This is a genomic window from Mycobacterium sp. 1274761.0, from assembly GCF_001668615.1.
GTDB lineage: Bacteria > Actinomycetota > Actinomycetes > Mycobacteriales > Mycobacteriaceae > Mycobacterium.
On the sequence record NZ_LZMC01000003.1, the window covers coordinates 1 to 21,153 of the forward strand.

Genomic DNA, 21,153 nt, shown 5'->3' on the forward strand with positions numbered 1-21,153 from the left:
GTCCGGCACCGGGTTCGGCGCCGTTACCGGTCTGCTGAAACCGCGCCCACCAACCGGTCCGAACCAACACGACGTCACCGCTGGACACAGTGACCCCCTGCGTGCGCGCCGCCTCGTCGAGTTCAGCGGGTGTGATGGGCTCGCCGAGTTCGCAGAATGTCTCGACGCCCCGCAGCCGGACAATATCGAGCAGCACGCCGCGCGAGATGATGCCTTTGCCGTCCACCTTGTCGATACCGCAGTGATACGCGCCGAGGCTGGTCACCGAATCCGCGGGAAACCCGTTGTACAGCTTGTCCTCGTAATACACATGCGACAACGCATCCCACTGGGTGGCCGCCTGCAGCGGCATGATGATGACGTCGTCGTTGAACCGCATCGGACCATTGGCCCAGTACTTGCTGAGCTGAGTCGCCGCCGGATTCTTCAGCCAGGGCGGGCCGTATTCGGCGAGGGTGCTCGCATCCCCGCCGTCGACGGTCATGAGGTGCAACGGGTTCTGCCGAAAGTGGAAGGCTCCCTGCGGTCCTGACGACCCGAAGTCGACTCCGAGCGGAAAGACCTTGCCGTGCTTGACGAGCCCCGCGGCCTGCTGGACCTTGTCGTCGGTGATGAGGTTCAGCGTGCCGAGCTCGTCGTCGTCTCCCCATCGTCCCCAGTTGCGGACATCATCGGCGACGCGCCGAAAATCATTCCAGTCGGCCATGGGTGGCCCTCCTGTTCGAGATGTCTCCGAATTCCCGCTCGGCGACCGAACCGCCGTCGACCCAGATCACCTGGCCGGTGATGTAGCGGGCCGCGGCGCTGTTGAGAAACACCAGCACGCTGGCCTGCTCGTCGGCCTCCGCCGCGCGGCCCAGCGGTGTGGTGAACGAGTCGAGAAACTCCTGCCCGTAGGCACCGCGCAGCTGGTCGAGGATCGGTGTGTCGGTGACTCCCGGCGCCGTGCAGTTAATCCGAATTCCCTTGGCCCCCAACACGACAACCTTAGCCATGCCGTAGAGGATGAGGGCCTCCTTTGCCAATCGGTAGCCGCCGCCGTCGGCGACGGGCTGCGGGTTGCGCTGACACCACTCGATGCCTTCGGCCATCGTCGCCGTGTCCACCAATTCCGCAGTGACGGTCGCGTTCTCTCGGTAGGCCGAGGCAGCCAGCGACGACACGTTGGCGATCGCCGAACCTGCGGGCATCACGGGAATCAACGACTCCGTGAAGTGCCGGGTTCCCAGGAAGTTGATGGTGACGACGCGCAGTGGGTCGCCGATGCCCGACGACACCCCCGCCACATTGAACAGCGCATCGACCTGTCCCCCGATCGCGGCGACAGCGCCATCGATCGATGCCCAGTCGGACAGATCGAGCTCATGGAAATCCTTGAGCTGCAGGGCCGGACGGTGCAGATCCAAGCCGACGACCTCGGCGCCCAGCTCCGTGAGCTGACGGGTGACGCGCTCGCCGATGCCCGAGGCACAACCGGTGACGACGACGCGCTTACCGTCGTAGCCCCACAGGTCGTCGATCCGTCCCATTACCTAATTACTTGTCCGCAGAGGGATTGCGGCTGTCCCAGCCCTGCCCCGACTTCAGCTTCGCCGCGGCCGCCTCGATCCCGGCGTTCATCTCGTCCATCGCCAACGACACCTCGTTGGCGGTGTAGTTCTCACGCCCGGTCGGCAGCCCGCCGAAGGCGTAGGTCTCGTCGAACGCCGGCGCATTCGATGCGGGCCTGCGCGCATCGGCCTTCTCGAGGATCGGCTCCATCCGCTTCGCCTTCTCCGCGGCCACCTTCTCATGACGCTCGATGAACTCGGGCAGAACTTCCTTGCCCATCAACTCGATGGACTCCATGGTCTCCTCGTGACGCCGCGGGGTCAGCAGCAGGATCAGCTCGTCGACACCACTTTCCTCGTATCCGCGCAGGAACTCCCGCACGGTGGCGGGGCTGCCGATCGGCCCGCGGTCGGGGCCGTAGACGATGCTGGGGTCCTTCTCGATCTCCTCGAGGTGGCGCTGCCACACCCCTGTCCGGCCCGGTGTGTGCATCCCGGTCATGTAGTAGTGCATGATGCCGAAGGCGAAGAAGCCGCCACCCTTGCCGAGCCGCTCGATGGCCTGCTCGTCGGTGGGCGCCACCATCATCGACAGATCACCGCCGATCGCCAGGATGTTCGGGTTCATCTGCGGCGTGACCGGCGCGGCCTTCTCCTCGAACTCCTTGTAGTAGCCGTTGACGCGTTCGGCCAGCGGCCCGGGGCCTGTGTAGGCGAAACTCAGTGCGCCGAGGCCCTTTTGGGCTGCCATCGACACTGACGCGGGCCTGGTACACGCCACCCACACCGGCGGATGCGGCTTCTGCAGCGGCTTGGGCACCACGTTGCGCGGCGGCATCTCGACGTGCTCACCCTTGAACCCGGTGAACGGCTCCTCGATCATGCAGCGGATCGACACCTCGAGCGCCTCTTCCCACATCTTGCGCTTGTCCGCGGGATCGATGCCGAACCCACCGAGCTCGCCCACCGACGACGACTCACCGGTGCCGAACTCGACACGGCCATTCGAGATCAGGTCGAGCGTCGACACGCGCTCTGCGACGCGCGCGGGGTGGTTGACCGCAGGCGGTAGATGCATGATGCCGAACCCCAGCCGGATGTCCTTTGTGCGCTGGCTTGCTGCCGACAGGAAGATCTCGGGCGCAGTCGAGTGGCAATACTCCTCGAGGAAATGGTGCTCGGTCAGCCACACCGTGGAGAAGCCGGCCTTGTCGGCGGCCTCCACCTCATCGAGGCCGTCCTGGAAGAGCTTGTGCTCATCGTCGTCACTCCACGGCCGCGGCAGCGGGAATTCATAGAACAGCGAGATCTTCATTTGGTTACCTTTCGATGCGAATCGAGAGCCGAATCGGTCGTGGCGCCACCGGTTTTCGGCAGCTGGTCTGCGATGTGCCTGGCGGCGACGTAGCCGAAGGTCATGGCGGGGCCGATGGTTGCTCCGGCGCCGGCGTAGCTACGACCCATGACCGCCGCTGAGGTATTGCCCACCGCATACAGACCCTTCACCTCCGTGTCGTCGGCTCGCAGCACGCGGGCGAACTCGTCGGTCCGCAGGCCGCCGGACGTGCCGAGGTCCCCGAGAACGATCTGAAACGCGTAGTACGGCGGCTTGCCGAGCGGGTGCAGGTTGGGATTGGGCAGGGTGGGATCGCCGTAGTAGTTGTCGTAAGCCGAATCGCCCCGGTTGAAATCGTCGTCGTGGCCTTTGCGTGCCAGCTCGTTGAAACGCTCGGCGGTCTGTCGAAGCGCTGCGGGCGGCACGCCGATTTCGGCGGCGAGTTCTTCGAAGCTTCTGCCTTCCTTGACGATCCCCGAGTCCAGCCACGCCTTGGGCACCTTCCTGCCCGTGGGCACAGGCGCGAACGGCACCTTCGGAATCGGCAGATGCCCCGCGACGACATAGCGGTGGAAGGAGCGGATGTCGGTGATCAACCAGCACGGAATATGGGTGACACCGGAGTTCTGCCCGTCGATCATGGCGTGCGCAAAATCCATGTACGGGGCGGCCTCGTTGATGAACCGTTTGCCGTCCCCGTTGACCACGAACTGTGCGGGCATCATCCGTTCGTTGAGCATGAACTGCAGACGCCCTTCGGGCCAGCACATGGCGGGAAACCACCAGGCCTCGTCGAGCAGGTCGGTCGAGCCGCCGACCTTCTCCCCTGCCCGGATGCCGTCCCCCATGGAGGCGGGATTGCCGAAGCTCCAGTCCTTCTCGAGCACCGGCAGATGCTGGCGACGCCACTCCATGTCGTGGTCGAAGCCGCCCGCGGCGAGGATGACGCCGCCGCGGGCACCGATGCGCTGCTGTCGGCCGTCGCGTTCCGCGACGGCGCCGACCACGCCGCCGTCGGTGTCGGTGATCAACTCCGTCATCGGCGAGTTCAGCCACAGCGGGATACCGTGCTCCTTCATCGCCATCCGCATGCGCGCGGCCAGCGACTGCCCGATCGCCGCCATCCGGTCGCCGAACACCCGCGCCCGGAACATGCGCCACACCAACTTCAGCAGGACCGCCTTGCCGCGCCAGCTCTGCCGGACTTGGTAAAACAGGCGAAGATCCTTGGGCGCAAACCAGATTCCCCGCGGCGCCAACGCCAGCGGTTGCAATAGGTTCTGCTCTTCGTCGCCGAGCTTGCGCAGATCGAGCTCCGGCACATTGATAGTGCTGCCGAGCGCCGAACCGCCGGGCAGTTCCGGATAGTAGTCGGCGTAACCCGGCTTCCACACGAATTCGAACCATCGGCTGCGCCCCTCGAGGAACTCCATCATCTCCGGCGCCTTGTCCACGTATCGCCGCAAACGGGCATCGCTGACAAGACCGCTGGTGATCGTCTTCAGGTACGTGAACACGTCATCGGGATCGGGGACATAGCCCTCTTTCCGCTGCGACGGAGCGCCAGGCACCCAGATGCCGCCGCCCGACAGTGCGGTGGAGCCGCCGAAATGCGCTGACTTCTCGACGACCAGAGTGTCGAGGCCTGCGGCGTTGGCGGTGAGCGCGGCCGTCATGCCGCCACCACCCGACCCGACGACGAGAACATCGACGGTCACATCGAATTCGGCCGACATCATGACACCGGCACCGCCGTTCGTACGGCGAAACCCGCAATCAATTCCGGCGCCGCGCGGTAGAACCGGTTCTCAGTCCGATAAGCGCCTTGGACCGCTAACGCCGCGAACGCCGCAACCCAGGTGCGAACCTCATGTGCCGAGTTGCCCGCCTCGTGCGCCATCCATGACGTCGACCACCGGTCGACGTCGGACAGGTGGCCGCTGTCCACGATTTCGAGAAAGCGGCTGTCCCACTCGGGATTCAGCGCCTGCAGCTTGCTCCCGCCGTGGGCGAAGTCGTGGGCCGCCTGAATCACCGCGGTTTGACGCTGCTGACGCTGCTCGGCCGACATCGGCTCACCGAGCACGATGCGTCCGTGCGCGGCGGGCGGAGCCGTCGCGAGCGTCGGAACGGGAGGGTCGTGTGACAGGCCGCCTGAGCCGACCACCAGCACCCTCTTATCCAACGTCGCAAGGAATTTCCCGACCGCTGTCCCGAGGGCACGTGACCGGCGCAGTGGCCCAAGGGGCGTGGCGACGGAGTTGATGAAAATCGGGATGACCGGACGTGCGGCGGCGTCACCGAAGAGGGTTTGCAGCGGCTGCACGGTGCCGTGGTCGACGTCCATGCTCGCCGAGATCGCGACGTCTACATCGGCGCCCAGCACCGCTTCCGCCATGGCGGTGGCGATGTCGTCGGGGACGTCGAGAGGACCGGCCTGGGTGCCGTAGTCACCGACTCCGGTCGCCTTCGTGCTGATGCAGAACGGCGGCATCATGCGGTAGAAGACGCCATTGTAGTGGTCCGGCGAGAAGATGACGACCAGCTCGGGGTCAAAGGCACGCACGAAGTCTCGGGCGGCGGCCAGGGCGGCGTTGATCTCGTCAAGAAGATCCTGCGACGGTCCCGGAAGATTCAGCAGTGGGCTGTGGGACATGCAGCACAGCGTCAGCGCCATCGGAATTCGAGCCTCCTTCCTGGGTCAGATGAAGAACCGTGAACAGCGACGCGCTCAGTTCCGGCGCGCGTTGGGCGATGCAGGCACCCGCGATGCATCGATCCGGTCGCAGGAACAGCACCGAGTCGGTGTGCGCGTCGAACCACGCCTTGAGGGCACCGGTGCGGTCACCGACGATCACGACGTCGGGGTCGTCGTGGCCGGGCCAGTGCAGTTGCGTCATCGGCCGTACCGCAACGAATTTCGCGCCCAACGCTTTCCACCGCGCGAACGCCTCGTCGTCGAGCAGCGCCCGGGGATTGTTGCTCCAGCACAGCACGGCGAACCCCGTCCCCAGCACATCGTCGAGAAGTACGTTGCGCTGATCGCGGGTGTCGACGCGGGGCTGGACGAACAGCGTGCCCGTCGGGGACGATTCGGCACGCGGCTCGCCGTGGTAGACGGCGCCCTGCTCGTAGCGGGGCATCGGCTTGAACCGCATCTCCAGCACGTAGCGTTTGAGGGTCGGTAGCAACGACGCCGCATGAATCACCTTGTCCCGCAGCGCCGCAACGCGCCGGTTCGTCGGCGATATGACGCGGCCGACCATCGTGGACAAGTCGATCATCGCCCTCGCGTGTTTGCGCCGCTCGACGTCGTAGGTGTCCAGCAGTGCGTCGTCGGCCTGGCCCTTCACCACCGCCGAAAGCTTCCAGCCGAGGTTGGCGGCGTCGCGAATGCCGCTGTTGTAACCCTGGCCCTGCCACACCGGCATCAAGTGGGCGGCGTCGCCCGCGATCATCAGCCGCCCCTGCCGGAACGCGCCCGCGATCCGCGAGTGGTGCGTGTAGATCCGGTGGCGGATGATGTCGACCCGCTCGGGATGGGGAACCATCGTCGCCAGCATGCGCCGCACGAACTCCGGGCTGTCGGCTTCGTCGTCCGCCTCGTCGCCGTGGATCATGAACTCGAAGCGGCGGATCCCGTGCGCGATCGAGATCGACACGTAGGGCCGCGCCGGATCGGCGCCGACCTCGCTGTTGGGATGGCCCAGAGGATCATTGGCGCAGTCGACGACGAGCCAGCGGGTCGGCGAGGTGGTGCCGTCGAACGACACATCCATCAACCGCCTCGTGGCGCTCCGGCCGCCGTCACAGCCGACAACATAGCGGGCCATGACCGGCGCGCGGCCACCGGCGAACTCGACCGTCACACCGTCGGCGGCTTCGGCGCAGTGCTGCATCCGGTGGCCCCACCGCACCTCGACATGGTCAAAACGGTCAAGGCCCCGCAGGAGCTCGGCGTCCACCATGGGCTGCACGAAGCCGTTGCGCTTCGGCCAGCCGAACCTGGCGTCGGGCGGGGCCATCTCCGCGAGCAGCTTTCGCTTCGCGTCGAAGAAGCGCAGGATCTGATTGGGCACGGTGTGGGGCAGGATCTGTTCGATAAGCCCGACCGACTGAAAGGTCCGGAGGGCTTCGTCGTCGAGCCCAACGCCGCGGGGATAGTCGATGAGGCTGTCACGTTCGTCGACCACCAGGGTCCGAACTTCCTGCAGCCCAAGGATATTGGCCAGCGTGAGTCCGACGGGGCCAGCCCCGATGATCACAATGTCGCGAGTCTCGGCCATGGTCCTAACGCCCGAGCAGGAAGTCTAGGTGGAGCCGGTTGAAGGCCTTGGGATCCTCGTACTGCGGCCAATGGCCGCACCCCGGCATCAACTCGAAGCGGGCGCCCGGGATCATGGAGGCAATCCGCCTGCCCTCGGTCACATCGGCGGTAGGGTCATCGCTGGTCCACACGACCAGGGTGGGCGCAGTGATGGCGCTGTAATCCTTAGGGCCTAACAGGTTTCGCGCCCGGATCTCGGGATCCTGCAGCGCCATGATGTCGCGCATGGCGTTGATGAAGCCCGGTTGACGGTAGATCCGCTGCCTGCTGGCGACGATGTCGTCGTAGTCGCGTGCCTTATCGGCCATCAGCCATTTGATCCTGGCCTGCACGGTTTCCCACGTCGGCGCTTCCACCGCGGCCATCGATAAGGTGATGATTCGCTTCATGACCTCGGGGTCGGCCTGCGAGCCGCCCGCGGTGTTGAGCACCAGACGATCGATGCGGTCGCGGTGGTCGATCGCGGCCCGCGATGCCACCCACCCGCCGAGCGATTCGCCGCTCAGGTGGGCCCGGTCGACGCCGATCGCATCGAAGAACGCCATGAGGTGCGAGACGTAGTGGCCGATCTCGAGCGGATGTCCAGGCTTGTCGGTGTAACCGTGGCCGAGCATGTCGATCGCCCAGGTCGAGAAGTGCTCAGCGTGTGCCTCGAGGTTGCGGACATACGCCTCGGCGTGGCCTCCAGAGCCGTGCAGCAGCACCAGCGCGGGCTTGCTCGGATCACCGGCGTGGAGGTAGCGGGTGCGAACGCCGCCCGCATCGAGGTACCCCTGAGAGAACGCCACGCCCTGGAGATCGCTCCAGACGCTTTCGTGCTCCGACACCTCGTCACCTCTCTGACAACGAGAATTGATTCTCGTGAGTTGTAAGCACTCTGCTCATTTATCGCACATATACGTGCACTATAGTCAGAGCATCACTCTCGTGAATCCGTTCTGTCAAGGAGGGCGCATGCCAAGGAGTAGCGGCGCCGGCACCGGATCAAACGGTGCACCCGGATCGCAGACCTTGGCGCGCGGGCTCGCCGCCCTACAGCTGGTCGCCGCTGCGCCGAACGGGCTGACGGCCCAGCAGGTTGCCGACGACATCGGTGTGCACCGCACGATCGCCTACCGGCTGCTCACGACGCTGGCGCAATACCGGTTCGTGGCCAAAGGCGAGGATGGTCGGTACCGCCCGGCGTCGGCGCTCGCCGTACTCGGCGCCTCCTTCGACAACAACGTTCGGCAGCTGAGCCTGCCGACCCTGCGCGCGCTGGCCGACGAGCTCGGCACCACGGTGTCGCTGCTCATTGCCGAGGGCGACCAGCAGGTCGCCATCGCGGTCATCGTGCCAACGAATGTCTTCTACCAGTTGGCGTTCCACGAGGGCAGCCGCTACCCCCTGGACCGCGGCGCGGCCGGCATCGCGCTGCTGGCCAGCATGCCTCCGCGCCCCGGCGAGCGGAAATTGGTGCCGCAGACCCGCAAACAGGGCTGGGTCATCACACACGGTGAGATCGAGCCGAACACCTATGGCCTTGCCGTCCCCGTCCGACGCAGTCCGCCGTCGCCACCGACCTGCATCAACCTGATCTCCCACCGCGAAGATGTGGTGATAGGCGGCAAGGACTCAGTCATCAAAGCGGCCAACGCATTATCCGCGATCCTCGGTTGAGGCTGACTGACTCAGGAGGGTGAGCAACGGTGACGAAGTGGGACAGCGAAGTCGACGTCGTCGTGCTGGGCAGCGGTGGCGCCGGGCTGACAGCGGCCTTGGCGGCCGCGGCCAACGGCGCATCGGTAGAGGTCTACGAAAAGGCCGCAACCGTCGGCGGTACCACCGCCGTGTCGGGGGGCATCGTGTGGATCCCCGCCCATCGTCGCTCGCCCGACGGTGAACTGACCGAAACCGATGCGCTGCGTTACCTCGAGGCCCAATCGCTCGGCGTGATGGATCGCGAACTGGTCCGCACGTTCGTGCACACGGGCCCGGCGATGCTCGATTTCGTCGAGCAGCACAGCGAGCTGGAGTTCGAAATCGCCGAAGGTTTCCCCGATTACAAGCCGGAGCTGCCGGGCGGGCGACCCACGGGAGGCCGCTCGTTGAACGTCAAACCGTTCGACCTGTCGCGCCTCGGCGAGTGGAAGGACCGGATCACGTCGTTTCCCGCCGATTTCAGCAACGTCGGCATCGATGCGGAAACCCGGGCACGCATTCACGCCGCCGTCGACACCGAGAGTGGCGACTACTGCGTGGCTGGCACCGCACTGATCGCCGGTCTGCTGAAGGGCCTGCTCGACCGAGGCGTGACGCCGCATACGCATGCCAGAGCGGTGGAACTGATCGCCGAGGACGGCGCTATCGTCGGTGCCCGAATCCAGGTCGAAACCAACGATATTCGCATCCGGGCCCGCTCCGGCGTGATCCTCGGAACCGGCGGATTCGAGTGGGACCAGGCGCTGGTGGAGGCGTTCCTGCGTGGACCGATGCGCGGCCCGGTGTCCCCACCCAACAACACCGGGGACGGCCTGCGCATGGCGATGGCCCACGGCGCCGACCTCGCCAACATGGGCGAGGCGTGGTGGGTGCCCATTGTCCAGATCCCCGGCGACACGTTCGAAGGACAGCCGCGCAGTCGCAGCGTCCGGCTGGAACGCACCCGGCCCAGAAGCATCATCGTCAACCGGGCGGGCAAGCGATTCCTCAATGAGGCGGGCGAATACAACTCGATGGCCGGACCGTTCCATCATCTCGACCCCCGCCACGGTTACATCAACGATCCGGCGTGGATCGTCTTCGACGATCAGCACCTCAAGCGCTATGGCTTTCTGGGCGTCGCCCCCGACGGTCCGGTGCCGCCCTGGTTCTGTCAGTCCCGCGACCTCGCCGAACTCAGCGAGAAAACCGGTATCGACGCCGATGGCCTCACACGCACACTGGACGCCTGGAACGACAACGTCGCCAACGGCCACGACCCCGAGTTCGACCGCGGCTCCAGCGCCTACGACGGGTATTGGGGCGACAACGACGCGGAGACGACCGCGGGCAAGACGCTTGGCCCGATCGACACGGCGCCGTATTACGCGGTTCCGGTCACCGTAGGCGCGATGGGCACCAAGGGCGGACCGCGCACCGACCGGGACGGACGCGTGCTGCACGTCACCGGCGACCCGATCCCTGGCCTGTACGCGGCCGGTAACGCGATGGCCGGGGCAACAGGAAAGGCCTACGGCGGCGCCGGTGGAACCATCGGCCCCGCAATGGTTTTCGGTTTCCGCGCCGGATACGCGGCAGCGACGGGGACGTCGGTCAGCTAGGGCACCGCGCGGACGGGCACGTTGCACCAGCCCAGGACGTTCGTCATGTGGACGCGCTGCAGGCCCGAGCGGTCGATCTCATAGCGCGGGATCAGATCCAGCAGCGTTTCCAGTGCCATGCGTCCTTCCATCCGCGCCAGCGCGGCGCCCAGACAGCTGTGAATCCCGTAGCCGAAGTTGAGGTTGTAGCCGACCTTGCGTTCGCGATCGATGTCGAACCGGTCGGCGTCGGGGAAGAAGCGCTCGTCACGGCTGGCCGAGCCGTTGATGAGCAAAACCGGCGCATCTTCGGGGATTGTCTTGCCGTGCAACGTGACATCCCGAGTGGGGGTGCGAATCTGGTACTGGGACGGCCCTTCGTAGCGTAATAGCTCTTCGAAGGCCGCCGGTATCTTGCTGCGATCGTCGCGCAGCTTCTGCCACTGGTCGGGGTTGTCGGCGAACACCACGACCGCGTTGCCGACGAGCTTGGTCACCGTTTCGGCGCCCGCACCGCCGAGCATGGTGCAGAATCCGGTGATCTCGATATCGTCGAGCCGACGGGTCTCGCCGTCCTCGATGATCTCGGCCTCGATGAGCCCGCTGATCATGTCGTCCTGCGGCCGCTTACGCCGCTCCTGGATGAGCTCGTAATAGTAGGCACCGGACTTCATCACGGCGTCCATGCTTTCGGCTGACACACCGAGGCCGTCGCGCTCGAGCCCCTTGTCGAGCCACAACCGCAGCTGTTGCCTGTCCTCGGCAGGTACGCCGAGCATCGAGGTGATGATGTCGACCGGAAACAGTGCGGCGAAGTCTTCGACGGCGTCGAACGACCTCGGATCCAGCTGGCTCACATAGCGTTCGATCGTCTCGCGCACAAGCGACTCCAACGATGCGACCGCACGGGGCGTAAACACGCGGTTGACCAGCTTGCGCATGCGCTCATGCTCTGGCGGATCGAGGCTGATGATGATCTTCGCCATCGCGCCGCTGTCGTTGCCGGCGGCATTCGCCTTGACCATGTCGAGCGTGACGCCGTTGGCCGACGAAAACGTCGCGTGGTCCCTGATCGCTGCCGATACGTCGTCGTAGCGGGTCAATGCCCAAAAGTCGTACTGCTCGCTGTAGTACAGCGGCGCCTCGTCACGCATGCGCCGATACGTCTCGAACGGCGAGTCGAAGTAATCGTCGGAGTACGGGTCGAAGACGACAGGGCCACTCGAGACCACTGAACTCGATACGTTCACTGCTCGGCTCCGTTCGTTGGCAGATTTGTAGCAGATCAGGACTCGACAGGAATGGCGAACAGCTGTTCTGCCGCGGTATAGGGGTCGGATCGGCCGTCGGCCACCGATTCCGCCAACCGGTCGAGATCGGCGTGGGTGTGCAGCAGGGTCTGGGCCAGCGACAGGATCTGAGCCCGCGCACGCGCCTTGCGGCGTTCCAGGCTGTCGGCGCGGGCGTGCGCCTCGATGGCGTCGACCAGCTCGGGGATGCCCTCGCCCTGTGCGGCAACGAGTTTCAGTATCGGTGCCTTGGTCTCGGCGCGTAGGTCGCGGACGGTCTGATCGGCGCCTTCGCGGTCGGCCTTGTTCACCACGACGATGTCGGCGACCTCGAGCAGCCCCGCCTTCGCGGCCTGGACTGCGTCTCCCGCACCGGGATTGAGGACGACGATCGCCGGGTCGGCGACCGCGGCGATCTCGATCTCGGACTGGCCGACACCGACCGTCTCCAACACGATCAGGTCGTAGGACAGGGCGGCGAGCAACCGGGTGGCCGCGGGGATCGCCGCGGCCAGACCGCCGAGATGACCGCGGGTGGCCACCGAGCGGATCAGCACGTCGGGATCGTTGATGTGCGCGGCCATCCGGATCCGGTCACCGAGCAGCGCGCCGCCGCTGTACGGCGACGAAGGATCGACGGCCAACACGGCGACCCGCATGTCGCGGGCCCGGTAGGCGGCCACGAGAGCCGCGACGGTCGTCGACTTGCCCGCCCCCGGCGGTCCGGTCAGGCCGACGATGCGAGTTGGGGTGGTTTCGCCGATCGAAGCGAGTACCTCGTCACGACGGGAGCTTTCGACAAGGCTCAACAGCCGGCCGGCCGCTCGGGTGGACCCGCCGCGCGCCGCGGTGATGAGCTCGTCGATGGTCATCTCTGGCCGAGCCTACGGCGCGGGAACCTCGATGACGGTGGCCGACCCCATCCCGCCGCCCGCGCACATTGCGGCGACCCCGATACCGCCGCCGCGCCTGCGCAGCTCATGCACCAGTGTGACGAGCATCCGGGCCCCGGTGGCGGCCACCGGATGGCCGAGCGAGCAGCCGCTACCGCTGACATTGACGATGTCGGAATCGATGTCCAGAAGTTTGATGGTCGCCACGCACATCGACGCGAAGGCCTCATTGATTTCGAAGAGGTCGACGTCTGACAGTGAAAGGCCCGCCCGGCCAAGCGCTTTCGAAATCGCCTCGACGGGTGCCAGACCGGTCGACGCCGGGTCGACACCAACCGACGACCAGGCCTTGAGGGTGGCCAGGGCCGGCAGACCGAGGCGGTCGCTGGCGACGGCCAGCACGGCGGCGCCGTCGTTGGCGCCGCACGCGTTGCCCGCCGTGATCGAGAAGTCCTCGATCTCGGGGTGCAACGGTTTCAGCGATGCGAGTTTCTCGATGCTGGTGTCGCGACGCGGATGCTCGTCGACCTCGAAAAGGCCGTGGGGTGTGTCGATGGGGACGATCTCTTCCTTGAACCGGCCCTCGTCGATGGCCTGGATGGCCTTGCGGTGCGACCCGAGCGCCCACTCGTCCATCTCCTCGCGGCTCACGCCCGCCTTGACCGCGGCGTTCCAGCCGACCGTGATCGACATGTCCATGTTGGGCGCATCCGGCCGGTCGGGATGCGTCGGCGGGAACCAGTCGACCAGCTCTGCGTCTTTATGGCTGCCCGCCCGCCGCTTGAACCGCGGTGAGGTCGACGCCGAGTTCACCCCGCCGGCGAGGATCAGCTGCTCCATGCCCGCCCTGATGCTCGCCGCGGCGCTCTGCACGGCCGCCTGGCCGGCGGCGCAGTGCCGGTTCAGCGCCAGGCCGGGCACCGCGGGCAGGCCGGCGGTGATGGCGGCATGACGTGCCACGACGCCACCGCCGTAGAGCCCCTCCCCGAGGATGACGTCGTCGATCGTGTTGTCGTCGAGATCGGCGACCGCGCTGCCCACCACGTGCTCGGCGAGCTGATAGGCGTCGGTATCGCGCAGTGTGCCCTTCATCGCTGTCCCGATCGGAGTCCGCAGGGCGGAAACGATCACGGCTTCTGGCATGTGGGGACTCCGTTTCGGTCGGTGCGAGAATGCTATTCTCTCTGATCGAGAGTGCCAGTTGCAAGAAGGGGAACCATATGCAAATCGTCGGTAGCTCCGCGATCGTGGTGGGCGGCGCGGGCGGCCTGGGTGAGGCGACCGTCCGCAGGCTGCACGGCGCGGGGGCGAAGGTTGTCGTCGCCGACCTCGCCGACGACAAGGGCAAGGAACTGGAGAACGAGCTCGGCGTGCGGTACGTGCGCACCGACGCCACCTCCGAGGAGTCGGTCAACGCCGCGATCGCCGAGGCGGCGTCCTTGGCGCCCCTGCGGATCTCGGTCGACACCCACGGCGGCCCCGCCAGCGGCGGCCGGCTCATCGGCAAGGACGGTTCGCCGCTCGATCTCGACGGCTTCAAGAAGACGATCGAGTTTTACCTGACGGCGGTGTTCAACGTCATGCGGCTCGCGGCCGCCGAGATCGCGAAGTCCGAGCCGTTAGAAGAAGGCGCCCGCGGCGCGATCATCAACACGGCGTCGATCGCCGGCTATGAGGGCCAGATCGGCCAACTGCCCTATTCCGCGGCCAAGGGCGGCGTGCTCGGGATGACACTGGTCGCCGCGCGCGACCTGTCGCCGCTGGGCATCCGCGTCAACACCATCGCCCCCGGCACCATCAACACCCCTGCCTACGGCAAGGCCGCCGATCAGCTCGAGCAGTACTGGGGCCCGCAGGTGCCGTTCCCCAAGCGGATGGGCCGTTCGATGGAATACGCGCAGCTGGCGCAGAGCATCATCGAGAACGACTATCTCAACGGCGAGATCATTCGCCTGGACGGGGCGTTGCGCTTCCCGCCGAAGTGACGCTTGTGGGCCGACCCCTGGTCGGCAAGACCGCCTTCGTGGCCGGTGCCAGCCGCGGCATCGGCGCGACGGTGGCCGCGGCGTTGGCGCGTGCCGGTGCGGCCGTCGGGGTCGCCGCGCGCTCCGAGCAGGAGGGCAGGCTGCCCGGCACTATTCACTCTGTGGCCCAGGCGATCTCGGCCGCCGGCGGTCGGGCGTTGGCGGTGCCGTGTGACGTGACCGACGAGGTTGCGGTGCAGACGGCGGTGGACGCCGTTGTCGGCGAGTTCGGCGCCATCGACATCCTTGTCGCCAACGCCGGAGTGCTGTGGCTGGGCCCCATCGAGTCCACACCACTGAAACGGTGGCAGCTGTGCCTGGACGTCAACCTGACCGGCGTCTTCCTGGTCACCAAGGCCGTCATCCCGCATGTGCGGGCGCGTGGGGGTGGCTCCCTGATCGCGATCACCACCGCCGGCGTCGCGATGGCAGACCACGGCTCCAATGCCTACTGGGTGTCGAAGGCCGGAGTCGAGCGGCTCTACACGGGGCTCGCCGCCGACCTGTTGGCCGACAACATCGCCGTGAACTGCCTGAGCCCGTCGCGGGTGGTGCTGACCGAGGGCTGGCAGGCCGGCGGTGCCGGAATGCAGGTTCCACCGGAGATGGTGGAACCACCCGAGGCGATGGCCAACGCCGTCGTGCGCCTGGCCCAACAGGACGCCTGCGGGATCTCGGGCACCATCCAGCGCTCCGAGTCCCTCACCTTCTGAGCCCGCTGCGGCGTCCGCATCGCCGAGCCTGCGCGTTTGTACACCGACACCGCAAATCCTCAGCGGCAGGCGCACTCTCGTCTTGTGCCGAACGTGCGCACAGTGTCGCCAAACGACGGCATGTCGTGTGCAGACAAGCGCGCTCGCGGCAAGAGGTGATGCGCGCTACTGACTACTTGTCCTTGGCGATCAGGCCGTCGACGATTTCGTTGAAGTCCGCTGTGCCGAACGACACGTACTCGGCGAGGTTCGCGTAGTCGAGCGACGCCATCACCGCCTGCTCGAGCTGAATGTTCATCAGCCGCTTCGTGGCCTCGACCGCCTGCTGCGGCAGCGCCAACAATTTCTTCGCGCACGCGATCGCCTCGGCCAGCGGGTCTTCCACGACATGGTTGGCCAGCCCGAGTTCGACCGCACGCTGCGCCTTGATCCGCACACCGGTCAGCGCGAACTCCTTGGCCTGCAGCAGACTGATCTGCGAGCCCCACACCAGCGGGCCACCATCGGCGGCGACCAACCCGATCTGGACGTGAGGGTCGGCAAAGTGCGCGGTTTCGGAGATGAACACGATGTCCGACAACGCCGCCAGGCTGCAGCCCAGACCGACGGCCGGACCGTTGACGGCGGCGATCACCGGGATGCGGCAGCGCACCATGCCGATGACCAGATCGCGGCCGTGCTTGATCGTCTTCTGCCGCAACGCTTCGTCGTTGCGCAGTTCGTCGAGATAGTTGAAATCGCCGCCGGCTGAGAACGCCCGGCCCGCGCCGGTGATGACGGCCGCCCGCGCCGAGGCGTCCTCGTTCAGCTCCTCCCAGACGCGGGCGAGCCCGACATGCAGGTTGTCGTTGACCGCGTTGAGCGCATCCGGGCGGTTCAGCGTGATGATGCGAAGAGCACCGTCCGCCTTGACGTCGATTTCCTCTGGCATGCCATACATGCTGTTCCCTTCGTTCTTCGCGCGAGCGCTCATCACCCTCCCAACCCGAGAATCCGCGACGCGATGATGTTCTTCTGAATCTGCGACGTACCGCCCATGACGCTCTGCGCGCGGCTGTACATGTACGCGCCGAACATCTCCGGATCGCCGGTACCTACTGTGGCGAGGGCCGCATGGCCGACCGACTGTTCAACCCATGTCATCAACAGCTTGTCCAGCGAGCCCTGCGGGCCGTGGGTGAGACCGTCGAGCTGTTCGGACAACCGCCGTCGCACGTGTAGCCGCAACATCTCGGTCTGCACCCACGCCCATGACAGTTCCTCAGGAGGGGGTCCGTCGACGCGGGAGGCCAACTGGCGCACCAACTTCCCGTAGCGGGCCGAGAAGCCGAGCGTCGACGGCTCGCGTTCGTGGCTGACGACGGTCATTGCCAGCTTCCAGCCCTCACCTGGCTGGCCCACCATGTTCTCGACGGGGACCCGCGCCCCGTCGAAGAGGACCTGGCCGAATTCCTTTGTCACACCACTGATCATCTTCAGCGGCCGCTGCTCGATGCCCGGCTGATGCATGTTGACGATGAACGCGGAGATGCCTCGATGTCTTAAGTGCTTCGGCACTTCCTTGTCCGTGCGGGCCAGCAGAAGGCACCAGTCGGCGACGTCGGAGTAGCTTGTCCAGATCTTGTGACCGTGGATGACGTACTCATCGCCGTCGCGGGTGGCGGTGGTGGTCAGCGAGGCTAGGTCGGAGCCCGCGCCCGGCTCGGAGAAGCCTTGGCACCACCGCTCGGTGCCGTTGATCATCCCCGGCAGGAACCGTTGCCGGAGTTCCTCATTGCCGTGGTGGGACAGACCGACCACCAGATAGCCGAGGCTGGGCCGTGCCGGCGCGCCCGCCTTAGCGATCTCTTCGTCGACGATGACGTCGTAGACCGGAGGCAGGTCTTGGCCGCCGTACTGTTTGGGCCACGAGGTACCGAAGAACCCCGCCTGGTACAGCGCCTGATGCCAGTCACCCTGACGGGCCCAGTACTCGTCACCCGAGGTGGGAAACTTGCCCTTCTGCTCGCCCAGCCAGTCGCGTAGCCGCTCACGGAACGCGGCCTCCTCCGGCGAATCACGAAAATCCAATGGACACCTCCTCGAGCTTCACCGGCCATGTCTCGCTGGCGGCCAGCACCCGTCGCAAATAGATGTGGGCAAGGCACTCCCATGTGTTGCCGATGCCGCCGTGCACTTGAATCGACGTCTCGCACACCGTCAAAGCCGCACGCGCACAGTAGATCTTGGCAACCCGGGCCGCCTCAATGGCTTCGGCGGAAGGCAGTTCGTCGACGGCCCACGCCGCGTGGCGGACGACACTGATGGCGCCCTCGATCAGTGCAAGGCTTTCGGCAAGCAGATGGGCCACCGCCTGATACGACCCGATTGTCGCCCCGTACTGCTCGCGCACCTTCGCGTATTCTGTGGCCAGCGCGTGCGCTCCCCGGGCCGCGCCAACGAGGTCAGCGCACGTAACGGTCAACGCCAACGCCTTCCAGCGCCACGCGTCTTCCTCATTCAGCTCGTCGAGTTCGGCGGGCGACTCGACTACTCCGGCAAGGCTTTTCGTGAGGTCGACGGATTCGGCCGCGGCATCGGGCGCCGACGGCTCGCGGCCGAGGCGGCGGCTCAGGTCATCGTTGAGGATCGGACCGATGAACGGAACATCGACCAGGCCCCTGGCGAATTCCTCGGCGACGATGGCCACCTCGACCCCGGATGCCCCGTCCGAGCGCAGGGTGCGAAACCCCGTGCCGTCGATGGCTTTTTCCAGCCGGGCGACGCGGTTGGCGTCGTCGAGGTCGGCGACCGACCCCGGCCCGAGGTCGTCGGCCACCTCGGCGGCAGCCTCGCGCAGCTGCCGCTGTTCAGCAGTCAGACGGACGTCCATACTTCCCCTTCAGCACTCGGCGCAACACCTTTCCCGATGGCAGTCGCGGGATCTCGGGAACAATTACTACGCGGCTGAGTCGTTTGTACGACGCCAGCCGCTCGGCGACCAGCGCGATCAGCTCGTCGGGATCGACCGAGCCATGCGCGGTCACCGCGGCGACCACAGCTTCCCCGTCGGCCGCATCCTCGACGCCGAACACCGCGCAATCGTCGACGTCGGGATGTCCGTGCAGCACGGCCTCGATTTCTGCGGGCGCCACCTGGAACCCGCGGACCTTGATCATCTCCTTGGCCCGGTCGGTGATGTGCAGCCAGCCGTCGGCGTCGAGGTAGCCGACGTCCCCGGTGCGGTACCAGCCCTCGGAAAACGCCTGTGCCGTCGCGTCATCGGGCAGATAGCCGACCATCACCGAATCCGACCGGGCCTGAATCTCGCCCACCTCGCCCGACCCGAGGGGTGCGCCCGGCTCATCAAGCGACACGATGCGGATGTCCACCCCGGGCACCGCGCGCCCCACGGTGTCTAACCGGGCGCTGGCAAGCGAATTACACGCGAGCACCGGCAGCTCGCTGCTGCCATACGCGGTCACCCAGTTCACCCCGGCCTTGGCGGTGACCGCCTCGGCGACGCTGCGGGTAACCGGCGTCGCGCACCACATGATGTACCGCAGCGAGGACAGGTCGTAGGAGTCCAGTTTCGGATGGGCGGCCAGGGCCAGTGCAATCGGCGCGACGGCCATCTCGATCGTTATCCGGTCGGCCTCGATGTGATGCAGCATCTGGTCCACGTCGAACCGGCGGTGCAGGCGGATCCATGCTCCCGTTTCGAGCGCCATCGCGATGTTGAGCAGCCCCAGGATGTGCGACGGCGGCGTCACGATCTGCATGCGGTCCGTAGGGGTCAGACCAAGCGCGGTACGCCAGTGCCGGATGGCCACGGCGAAGCCGCCGTGGGTATGACGCACGGCCTTGGGCATGCCGGTGGTTCCGGAGCTGAACACGCACAGCGCCTCGGCGTCCGCGGGCGGCGGCTCGAACGTTCGCAGACCGCCGGTGATGGGCTCGTCCAGCGACAGCATCGGCATCACGGCGGCGAGCACCGGATGGTCACCGACGGCGTGCGAAGGCCGGGTCACCGAAAGCGCATGATCGACTTCGGTCGCTCGCCATGCGGGGCTGAGCAGAACGGCCGAGGCACCCAGGCGCCAGATCGCACGCAACGCGACCACAAACTCTGGGCGGTTCGACGACATGAGCGCCACCCGATGCCCGGCCCGCACGCCGCGCTGTTCGAGGGTTGTCGCCATGCCGTTGGCCAGCGCGTTCAGCTCTGCCAACGGGTATTCGCGCTCTTCGAAGGCGAGGGCGGCCGGCTCCCCCACGTCAGCTCACCCACCCTTCTTCCGCGTTGCGGCGACCTTGCAGGAAGCCGCGAGAACACACTATCCTTGAGCGAGAATAGTATTCTCGCAGGAGCAGAATCTCAATGGCGCACTGAGGGGGTTAGATGGCAGTCGAGGGGACCGTGACGATCCTGCTCGACCGGCAGAAGGCTTCGGTTCCCCGCGTCGAAGGCGAGACACTGCTGGAGAGCGCGCGACGTGCGGGGCTGTCTCCACCGTTCAGCTGCGAGGCAGGCAACTGCGGCACCTGCATGGCAAAGCTGGTCGAGGGCAAGGCAACCATGCGCGTCAACGACGCGCTGGACGAGGACGAGGTTGCCGAGGGATACATCCTCACCTGTCAGGGCGTTCCGGACACGGAGTCGGTGATCGTCGAATACGAGTGATCGTGCTCGTCCAGGCCGGGCGGCGGCCGGTATTGCGGCTCGTATCCCCAAACGCGGATGGGGCTCCCCACCAACCGGAACTCGCCCGCCCTCACGAGGATCTCCGGGGTCGCCTCGAGTGCATCGGGCAGCGAGCGCACCGCCGCTGCAGGAATGCCGAGCGGACGTAGCCGGGCCTCCCAGTTCTTCGCGGTGTCGCTGGCCAGTGCCGCGGTGACGACGGCGAGGACCTCGTCGCGCTGTGCGGAACGCTCGGCCATGGTCGGGAACCCCGAGATACCCGCCTCGGCGGAGAACGACCGCCAGAACGCGTCATGCGTGATGAACAATGCAAGGTAGCCGTCGGCGGTCGGAAAAAGTTGCGCGGGAACGTAATACGAGTGTGCACCGTTCGGATATCTTTGCGGCGCGACCCCGTCGTTCAGATAGGCCGACGCCCGGTAGTTCAGCTGCGACATGACGACATCGCGCAGCGAGACCTCGACCTGGCCGCCTCGGCCCGACACGATCTGGGACACCAGGCCCAGCGCGGCCGTCAGACCCGTGGAGTTGTCGGCCGCCGAGTAGCCGGGCAATGTCGGCGGACCATCGGGATCGCCTGTCATCGCCGCCACTCCGGTGCCCGCCTGAATGACGTAGTCGAACGCCGGATCGTCACCGCCGTCCATCCCGAACCCGGTCAGCGCGACGCAGACGATCTTCTCGTTGTACTTGCGCAAGGACTCGTAGGTGAGACCGAGCCGGCGAATCGCCGAGGGCTTCATGTTGACCAGCAGCGCATGGGACTTCGCGACCAGCTCACCCAGCTGCGCCTGTCCGGCGTCCGATCGAAGGTCGACACACACGCTCTGCTTGTTGCGGTTCAGGCTGGCGAAGTAGCTGTCGCTGACCTGCCGGGAGATCTCGCCCTCCGGCGGCTCGATCTTGATCACCTCGGCGCCGAGGTCGGCGAGCACCATCGTCGCGTAGGGACCGGCGAGCATGACGCCGACCTCCAGAATGCGGATGCCCGCCAGCGGTCCAGCGCTCATCTGTTCCATCGCCTCTTCGCGCAAGCGCTCATCTGTTCCATCGCCT

The 21,153-nt window shown here is 66.3% G+C and carries 20 protein-coding genes; 5 read left to right on the top strand and 15 right to left on the bottom strand.

Features of this window, described 5'->3' with window-relative positions; translation table 11 throughout:
• From A5651_RS00655 to A5651_RS00685, 7 genes are all read right to left on the bottom strand, one after another.
• Positions 1-706 (bottom strand): cyclase family protein (locus A5651_RS00655; protein WP_066974558.1); only part of this gene is annotated, 706 nt, incomplete at its 3' end.
• On the bottom strand, positions 690-1,529 hold the full coding sequence (locus tag A5651_RS00660) for a coniferyl-alcohol dehydrogenase (RefSeq protein WP_066974560.1): 840 nt from the start codon (positions 1,527-1,529) through the stop codon (positions 690-692). The genes A5651_RS00660 and A5651_RS00655, both read right to left, overlap by 17 nt.
• A 7-nt stretch (positions 1,530-1,536) precedes the next feature.
• A complete protein-coding gene (locus tag A5651_RS00665; RefSeq protein WP_066974562.1) occupies positions 1,537-2,865 on the bottom strand; it encodes an LLM class flavin-dependent oxidoreductase in 1,329 nt (442 codons plus the stop codon).
• Complete coding sequence (locus tag A5651_RS00670; protein WP_066974634.1) at positions 2,862-4,622, bottom strand: FAD-binding protein; 1,761 nt, start codon at positions 4,620-4,622, stop codon at positions 2,862-2,864. The genes A5651_RS00665 and A5651_RS00670 overlap by 4 nt, the downstream gene beginning before the upstream one ends.
• On the bottom strand, positions 4,622-5,542 hold the full coding sequence (locus tag A5651_RS00675; RefSeq protein ID WP_066974636.1) for a 3-carboxyethylcatechol 2,3-dioxygenase: 921 nt from the start codon (positions 5,540-5,542) through the stop codon (positions 4,622-4,624). The genes A5651_RS00670 and A5651_RS00675 overlap by 1 nt, the downstream gene beginning before the upstream one ends.
• Positions 5,490-7,172 carry a bifunctional 3-(3-hydroxy-phenyl)propionate/3-hydroxycinnamic acid hydroxylase gene (locus A5651_RS00680; protein ID WP_066974564.1) on the bottom strand — a complete coding sequence of 561 codons (1,683 nt, stop codon included), beginning with the start codon at positions 7,170-7,172 and terminating at the stop codon, positions 5,490-5,492. The genes A5651_RS00675 and A5651_RS00680 overlap by 53 nt, the downstream gene beginning before the upstream one ends.
• Before the next feature lie 4 nt (positions 7,173-7,176).
• Positions 7,177-8,040 (bottom strand): alpha/beta fold hydrolase, encoded by an 864-nt coding sequence (locus tag A5651_RS00685; RefSeq protein ID WP_066974566.1) that lies wholly within the window; start codon positions 8,038-8,040, stop codon positions 7,177-7,179.
• Between the two features lie 127 nt (positions 8,041-8,167).
• Between A5651_RS00685 and A5651_RS00690 the strand changes: the two genes are divergently transcribed.
• Both A5651_RS00690 and A5651_RS00695 read left to right on the top strand, forming a co-directional pair.
• Complete coding sequence (locus A5651_RS00690; RefSeq protein WP_066974568.1) at positions 8,168-8,872, top strand: IclR family transcriptional regulator; 705 nt, start codon at positions 8,168-8,170, stop codon at positions 8,870-8,872.
• A gap of 29 nt (positions 8,873-8,901) precedes the next feature.
• Positions 8,902-10,515 carry an FAD-dependent oxidoreductase gene (locus A5651_RS00695; protein ID WP_066974570.1) on the top strand — a complete coding sequence of 538 codons (1,614 nt, stop codon included), beginning with the start codon at positions 8,902-8,904 and terminating at the stop codon, positions 10,513-10,515.
• Here A5651_RS00695 and A5651_RS00700 read toward each other — a convergent pair.
• Genes A5651_RS00700 through A5651_RS00710 form a run of 3 tightly spaced genes read right to left on the bottom strand, consistent with a single transcriptional unit; the run spans position 10,512 to position 13,819 of the window.
• Positions 10,512-11,744, bottom strand: coding sequence for a cytochrome P450 (locus tag A5651_RS00700; protein WP_066974572.1), 1,233 nt, complete (start codon positions 11,742-11,744; stop codon positions 10,512-10,514). The genes A5651_RS00695 and A5651_RS00700 overlap by 4 nt on opposite strands.
• A 35-nt stretch (positions 11,745-11,779) precedes the next feature.
• The gene (gene meaB, locus A5651_RS00705) at positions 11,780-12,655 is read right to left on the bottom strand and encodes a methylmalonyl Co-A mutase-associated GTPase MeaB (protein WP_066974575.1); all 876 of its coding nucleotides are present in this window, start codon (positions 12,653-12,655) and stop codon (positions 11,780-11,782) included.
• A gap of 12 nt (positions 12,656-12,667) precedes the next feature.
• Positions 12,668-13,819 carry a thiolase family protein gene (locus A5651_RS00710; RefSeq protein WP_066974577.1) on the bottom strand — a complete coding sequence of 384 codons (1,152 nt, stop codon included), beginning with the start codon at positions 13,817-13,819 and terminating at the stop codon, positions 12,668-12,670.
• A gap of 77 nt (positions 13,820-13,896) precedes the next feature.
• On the opposite strand from A5651_RS00710, the gene A5651_RS00715 reads away from it, so the two are divergent.
• A complete protein-coding gene (locus A5651_RS00715) occupies positions 13,897-14,661 on the top strand; it encodes an SDR family NAD(P)-dependent oxidoreductase (RefSeq protein WP_066974579.1) in 765 nt (254 codons plus the stop codon).
• A 5-nt stretch (positions 14,662-14,666) separates the two neighbouring features.
• Entirely contained in the window at positions 14,667-15,413 is a 747-nt protein-coding gene (locus A5651_RS00720) for an SDR family NAD(P)-dependent oxidoreductase (protein WP_197496491.1), read from the top strand.
• A 172-nt stretch (positions 15,414-15,585) separates the two neighbouring features.
• Here the strand turns inward: A5651_RS00720 and A5651_RS00725 are convergent, their stop codons facing one another.
• From A5651_RS00725 to A5651_RS00740, 4 genes are read right to left on the bottom strand one after another with little or no spacing between them, the layout of a single operon-like run.
• A complete protein-coding gene (locus A5651_RS00725; RefSeq protein ID WP_066974641.1) occupies positions 15,586-16,353 on the bottom strand; it encodes an enoyl-CoA hydratase/isomerase family protein in 768 nt (255 codons plus the stop codon).
• 32 nt (positions 16,354-16,385) lie between these two features.
• Complete coding sequence (locus tag A5651_RS00730; RefSeq protein WP_066974580.1) at positions 16,386-17,483, bottom strand: acyl-CoA dehydrogenase family protein; 1,098 nt, start codon at positions 17,481-17,483, stop codon at positions 16,386-16,388.
• Positions 17,470-18,285 (bottom strand): acyl-CoA dehydrogenase family protein, encoded by an 816-nt coding sequence (locus tag A5651_RS00735; RefSeq protein WP_066974582.1) that lies wholly within the window; start codon positions 18,283-18,285, stop codon positions 17,470-17,472. The genes A5651_RS00730 and A5651_RS00735 overlap by 14 nt, the downstream gene beginning before the upstream one ends.
• Positions 18,263-19,669, bottom strand: coding sequence for a class I adenylate-forming enzyme family protein (locus tag A5651_RS00740; RefSeq protein WP_066974584.1), 1,407 nt, complete (start codon positions 19,667-19,669; stop codon positions 18,263-18,265). Before A5651_RS00740 ends, A5651_RS00735 begins: the two co-directional genes overlap by 23 nt.
• Positions 19,670-19,794: 125 nt before the next feature.
• Between A5651_RS00740 and A5651_RS00745 the strand changes: the two genes are divergently transcribed.
• Positions 19,795-20,076, top strand: a complete 282-nt coding sequence (locus tag A5651_RS00745; RefSeq protein WP_066974586.1) for a 2Fe-2S iron-sulfur cluster-binding protein — start codon at positions 19,795-19,797, stop codon at positions 20,074-20,076.
• Here A5651_RS00745 and A5651_RS00750 read toward each other — a convergent pair.
• Complete coding sequence (locus A5651_RS00750; protein ID WP_066974643.1) at positions 20,031-21,107, bottom strand: CaiB/BaiF CoA-transferase family protein; 1,077 nt, start codon at positions 21,105-21,107, stop codon at positions 20,031-20,033. The genes A5651_RS00745 and A5651_RS00750 overlap by 46 nt on opposite strands.
• Positions 21,108-21,153: the final 46 nt, after the last annotated feature.

Excerpts from the sequence above, each read along its gene's own strand:
- A5651_RS00660 (WP_066974560.1), bottom strand. The coding sequence starts at position 1,529 with ATGGGACGGATCGACGACCTGTGGGGCTACGACGGTAAGCGCGTCGTC.
- A5651_RS00710 (WP_066974577.1), bottom strand. The coding sequence starts at position 13,819 with ATGCCAGAAGCCGTGATCGTTTCCGCCCTGCGGACTCCGATCGGGACA.
- A5651_RS00750 (WP_066974643.1), bottom strand. The coding sequence starts at position 21,107 with ATGAGCGCTGGACCGCTGGCGGGCATCCGCATTCTGGAGGTCGGCGTC.
- A5651_RS00745 (WP_066974586.1), top strand. The coding sequence starts at position 19,795 with ATGGCAGTCGAGGGGACCGTGACGATCCTGCTCGACCGGCAGAAGGCT.
- A5651_RS00715 (WP_066974579.1), top strand. The coding sequence starts at position 13,897 with ATGCAAATCGTCGGTAGCTCCGCGATCGTGGTGGGCGGCGCGGGCGGC.
- A5651_RS00735 (WP_066974582.1), bottom strand. The coding sequence starts at position 18,285 with ATGGACGTCCGTCTGACTGCTGAACAGCGGCAGCTGCGCGAGGCTGCC.
- meaB (WP_066974575.1), bottom strand. The coding sequence starts at position 12,655 with ATGACCATCGACGAGCTCATCACCGCGGCGCGCGGCGGGTCCACCCGA.
- A5651_RS00675 (WP_066974636.1), bottom strand. The coding sequence starts at position 5,542 with ATGTCCCACAGCCCACTGCTGAATCTTCCGGGACCGTCGCAGGATCTT.
- A5651_RS00725 (WP_066974641.1), bottom strand. The coding sequence starts at position 16,353 with ATGTATGGCATGCCAGAGGAAATCGACGTCAAGGCGGACGGTGCTCTT.
- A5651_RS00680 (WP_066974564.1), bottom strand. The coding sequence starts at position 7,172 with ATGGCCGAGACTCGCGACATTGTGATCATCGGGGCTGGCCCCGTCGGA.
- A5651_RS00670 (WP_066974634.1), bottom strand. The coding sequence starts at position 4,622 with ATGTCGGCCGAATTCGATGTGACCGTCGATGTTCTCGTCGTCGGGTCG.
- A5651_RS00665 (WP_066974562.1), bottom strand. The coding sequence starts at position 2,865 with ATGAAGATCTCGCTGTTCTATGAATTCCCGCTGCCGCGGCCGTGGAGT.
- A5651_RS00690 (WP_066974568.1), top strand. The coding sequence starts at position 8,168 with ATGCCAAGGAGTAGCGGCGCCGGCACCGGATCAAACGGTGCACCCGGA.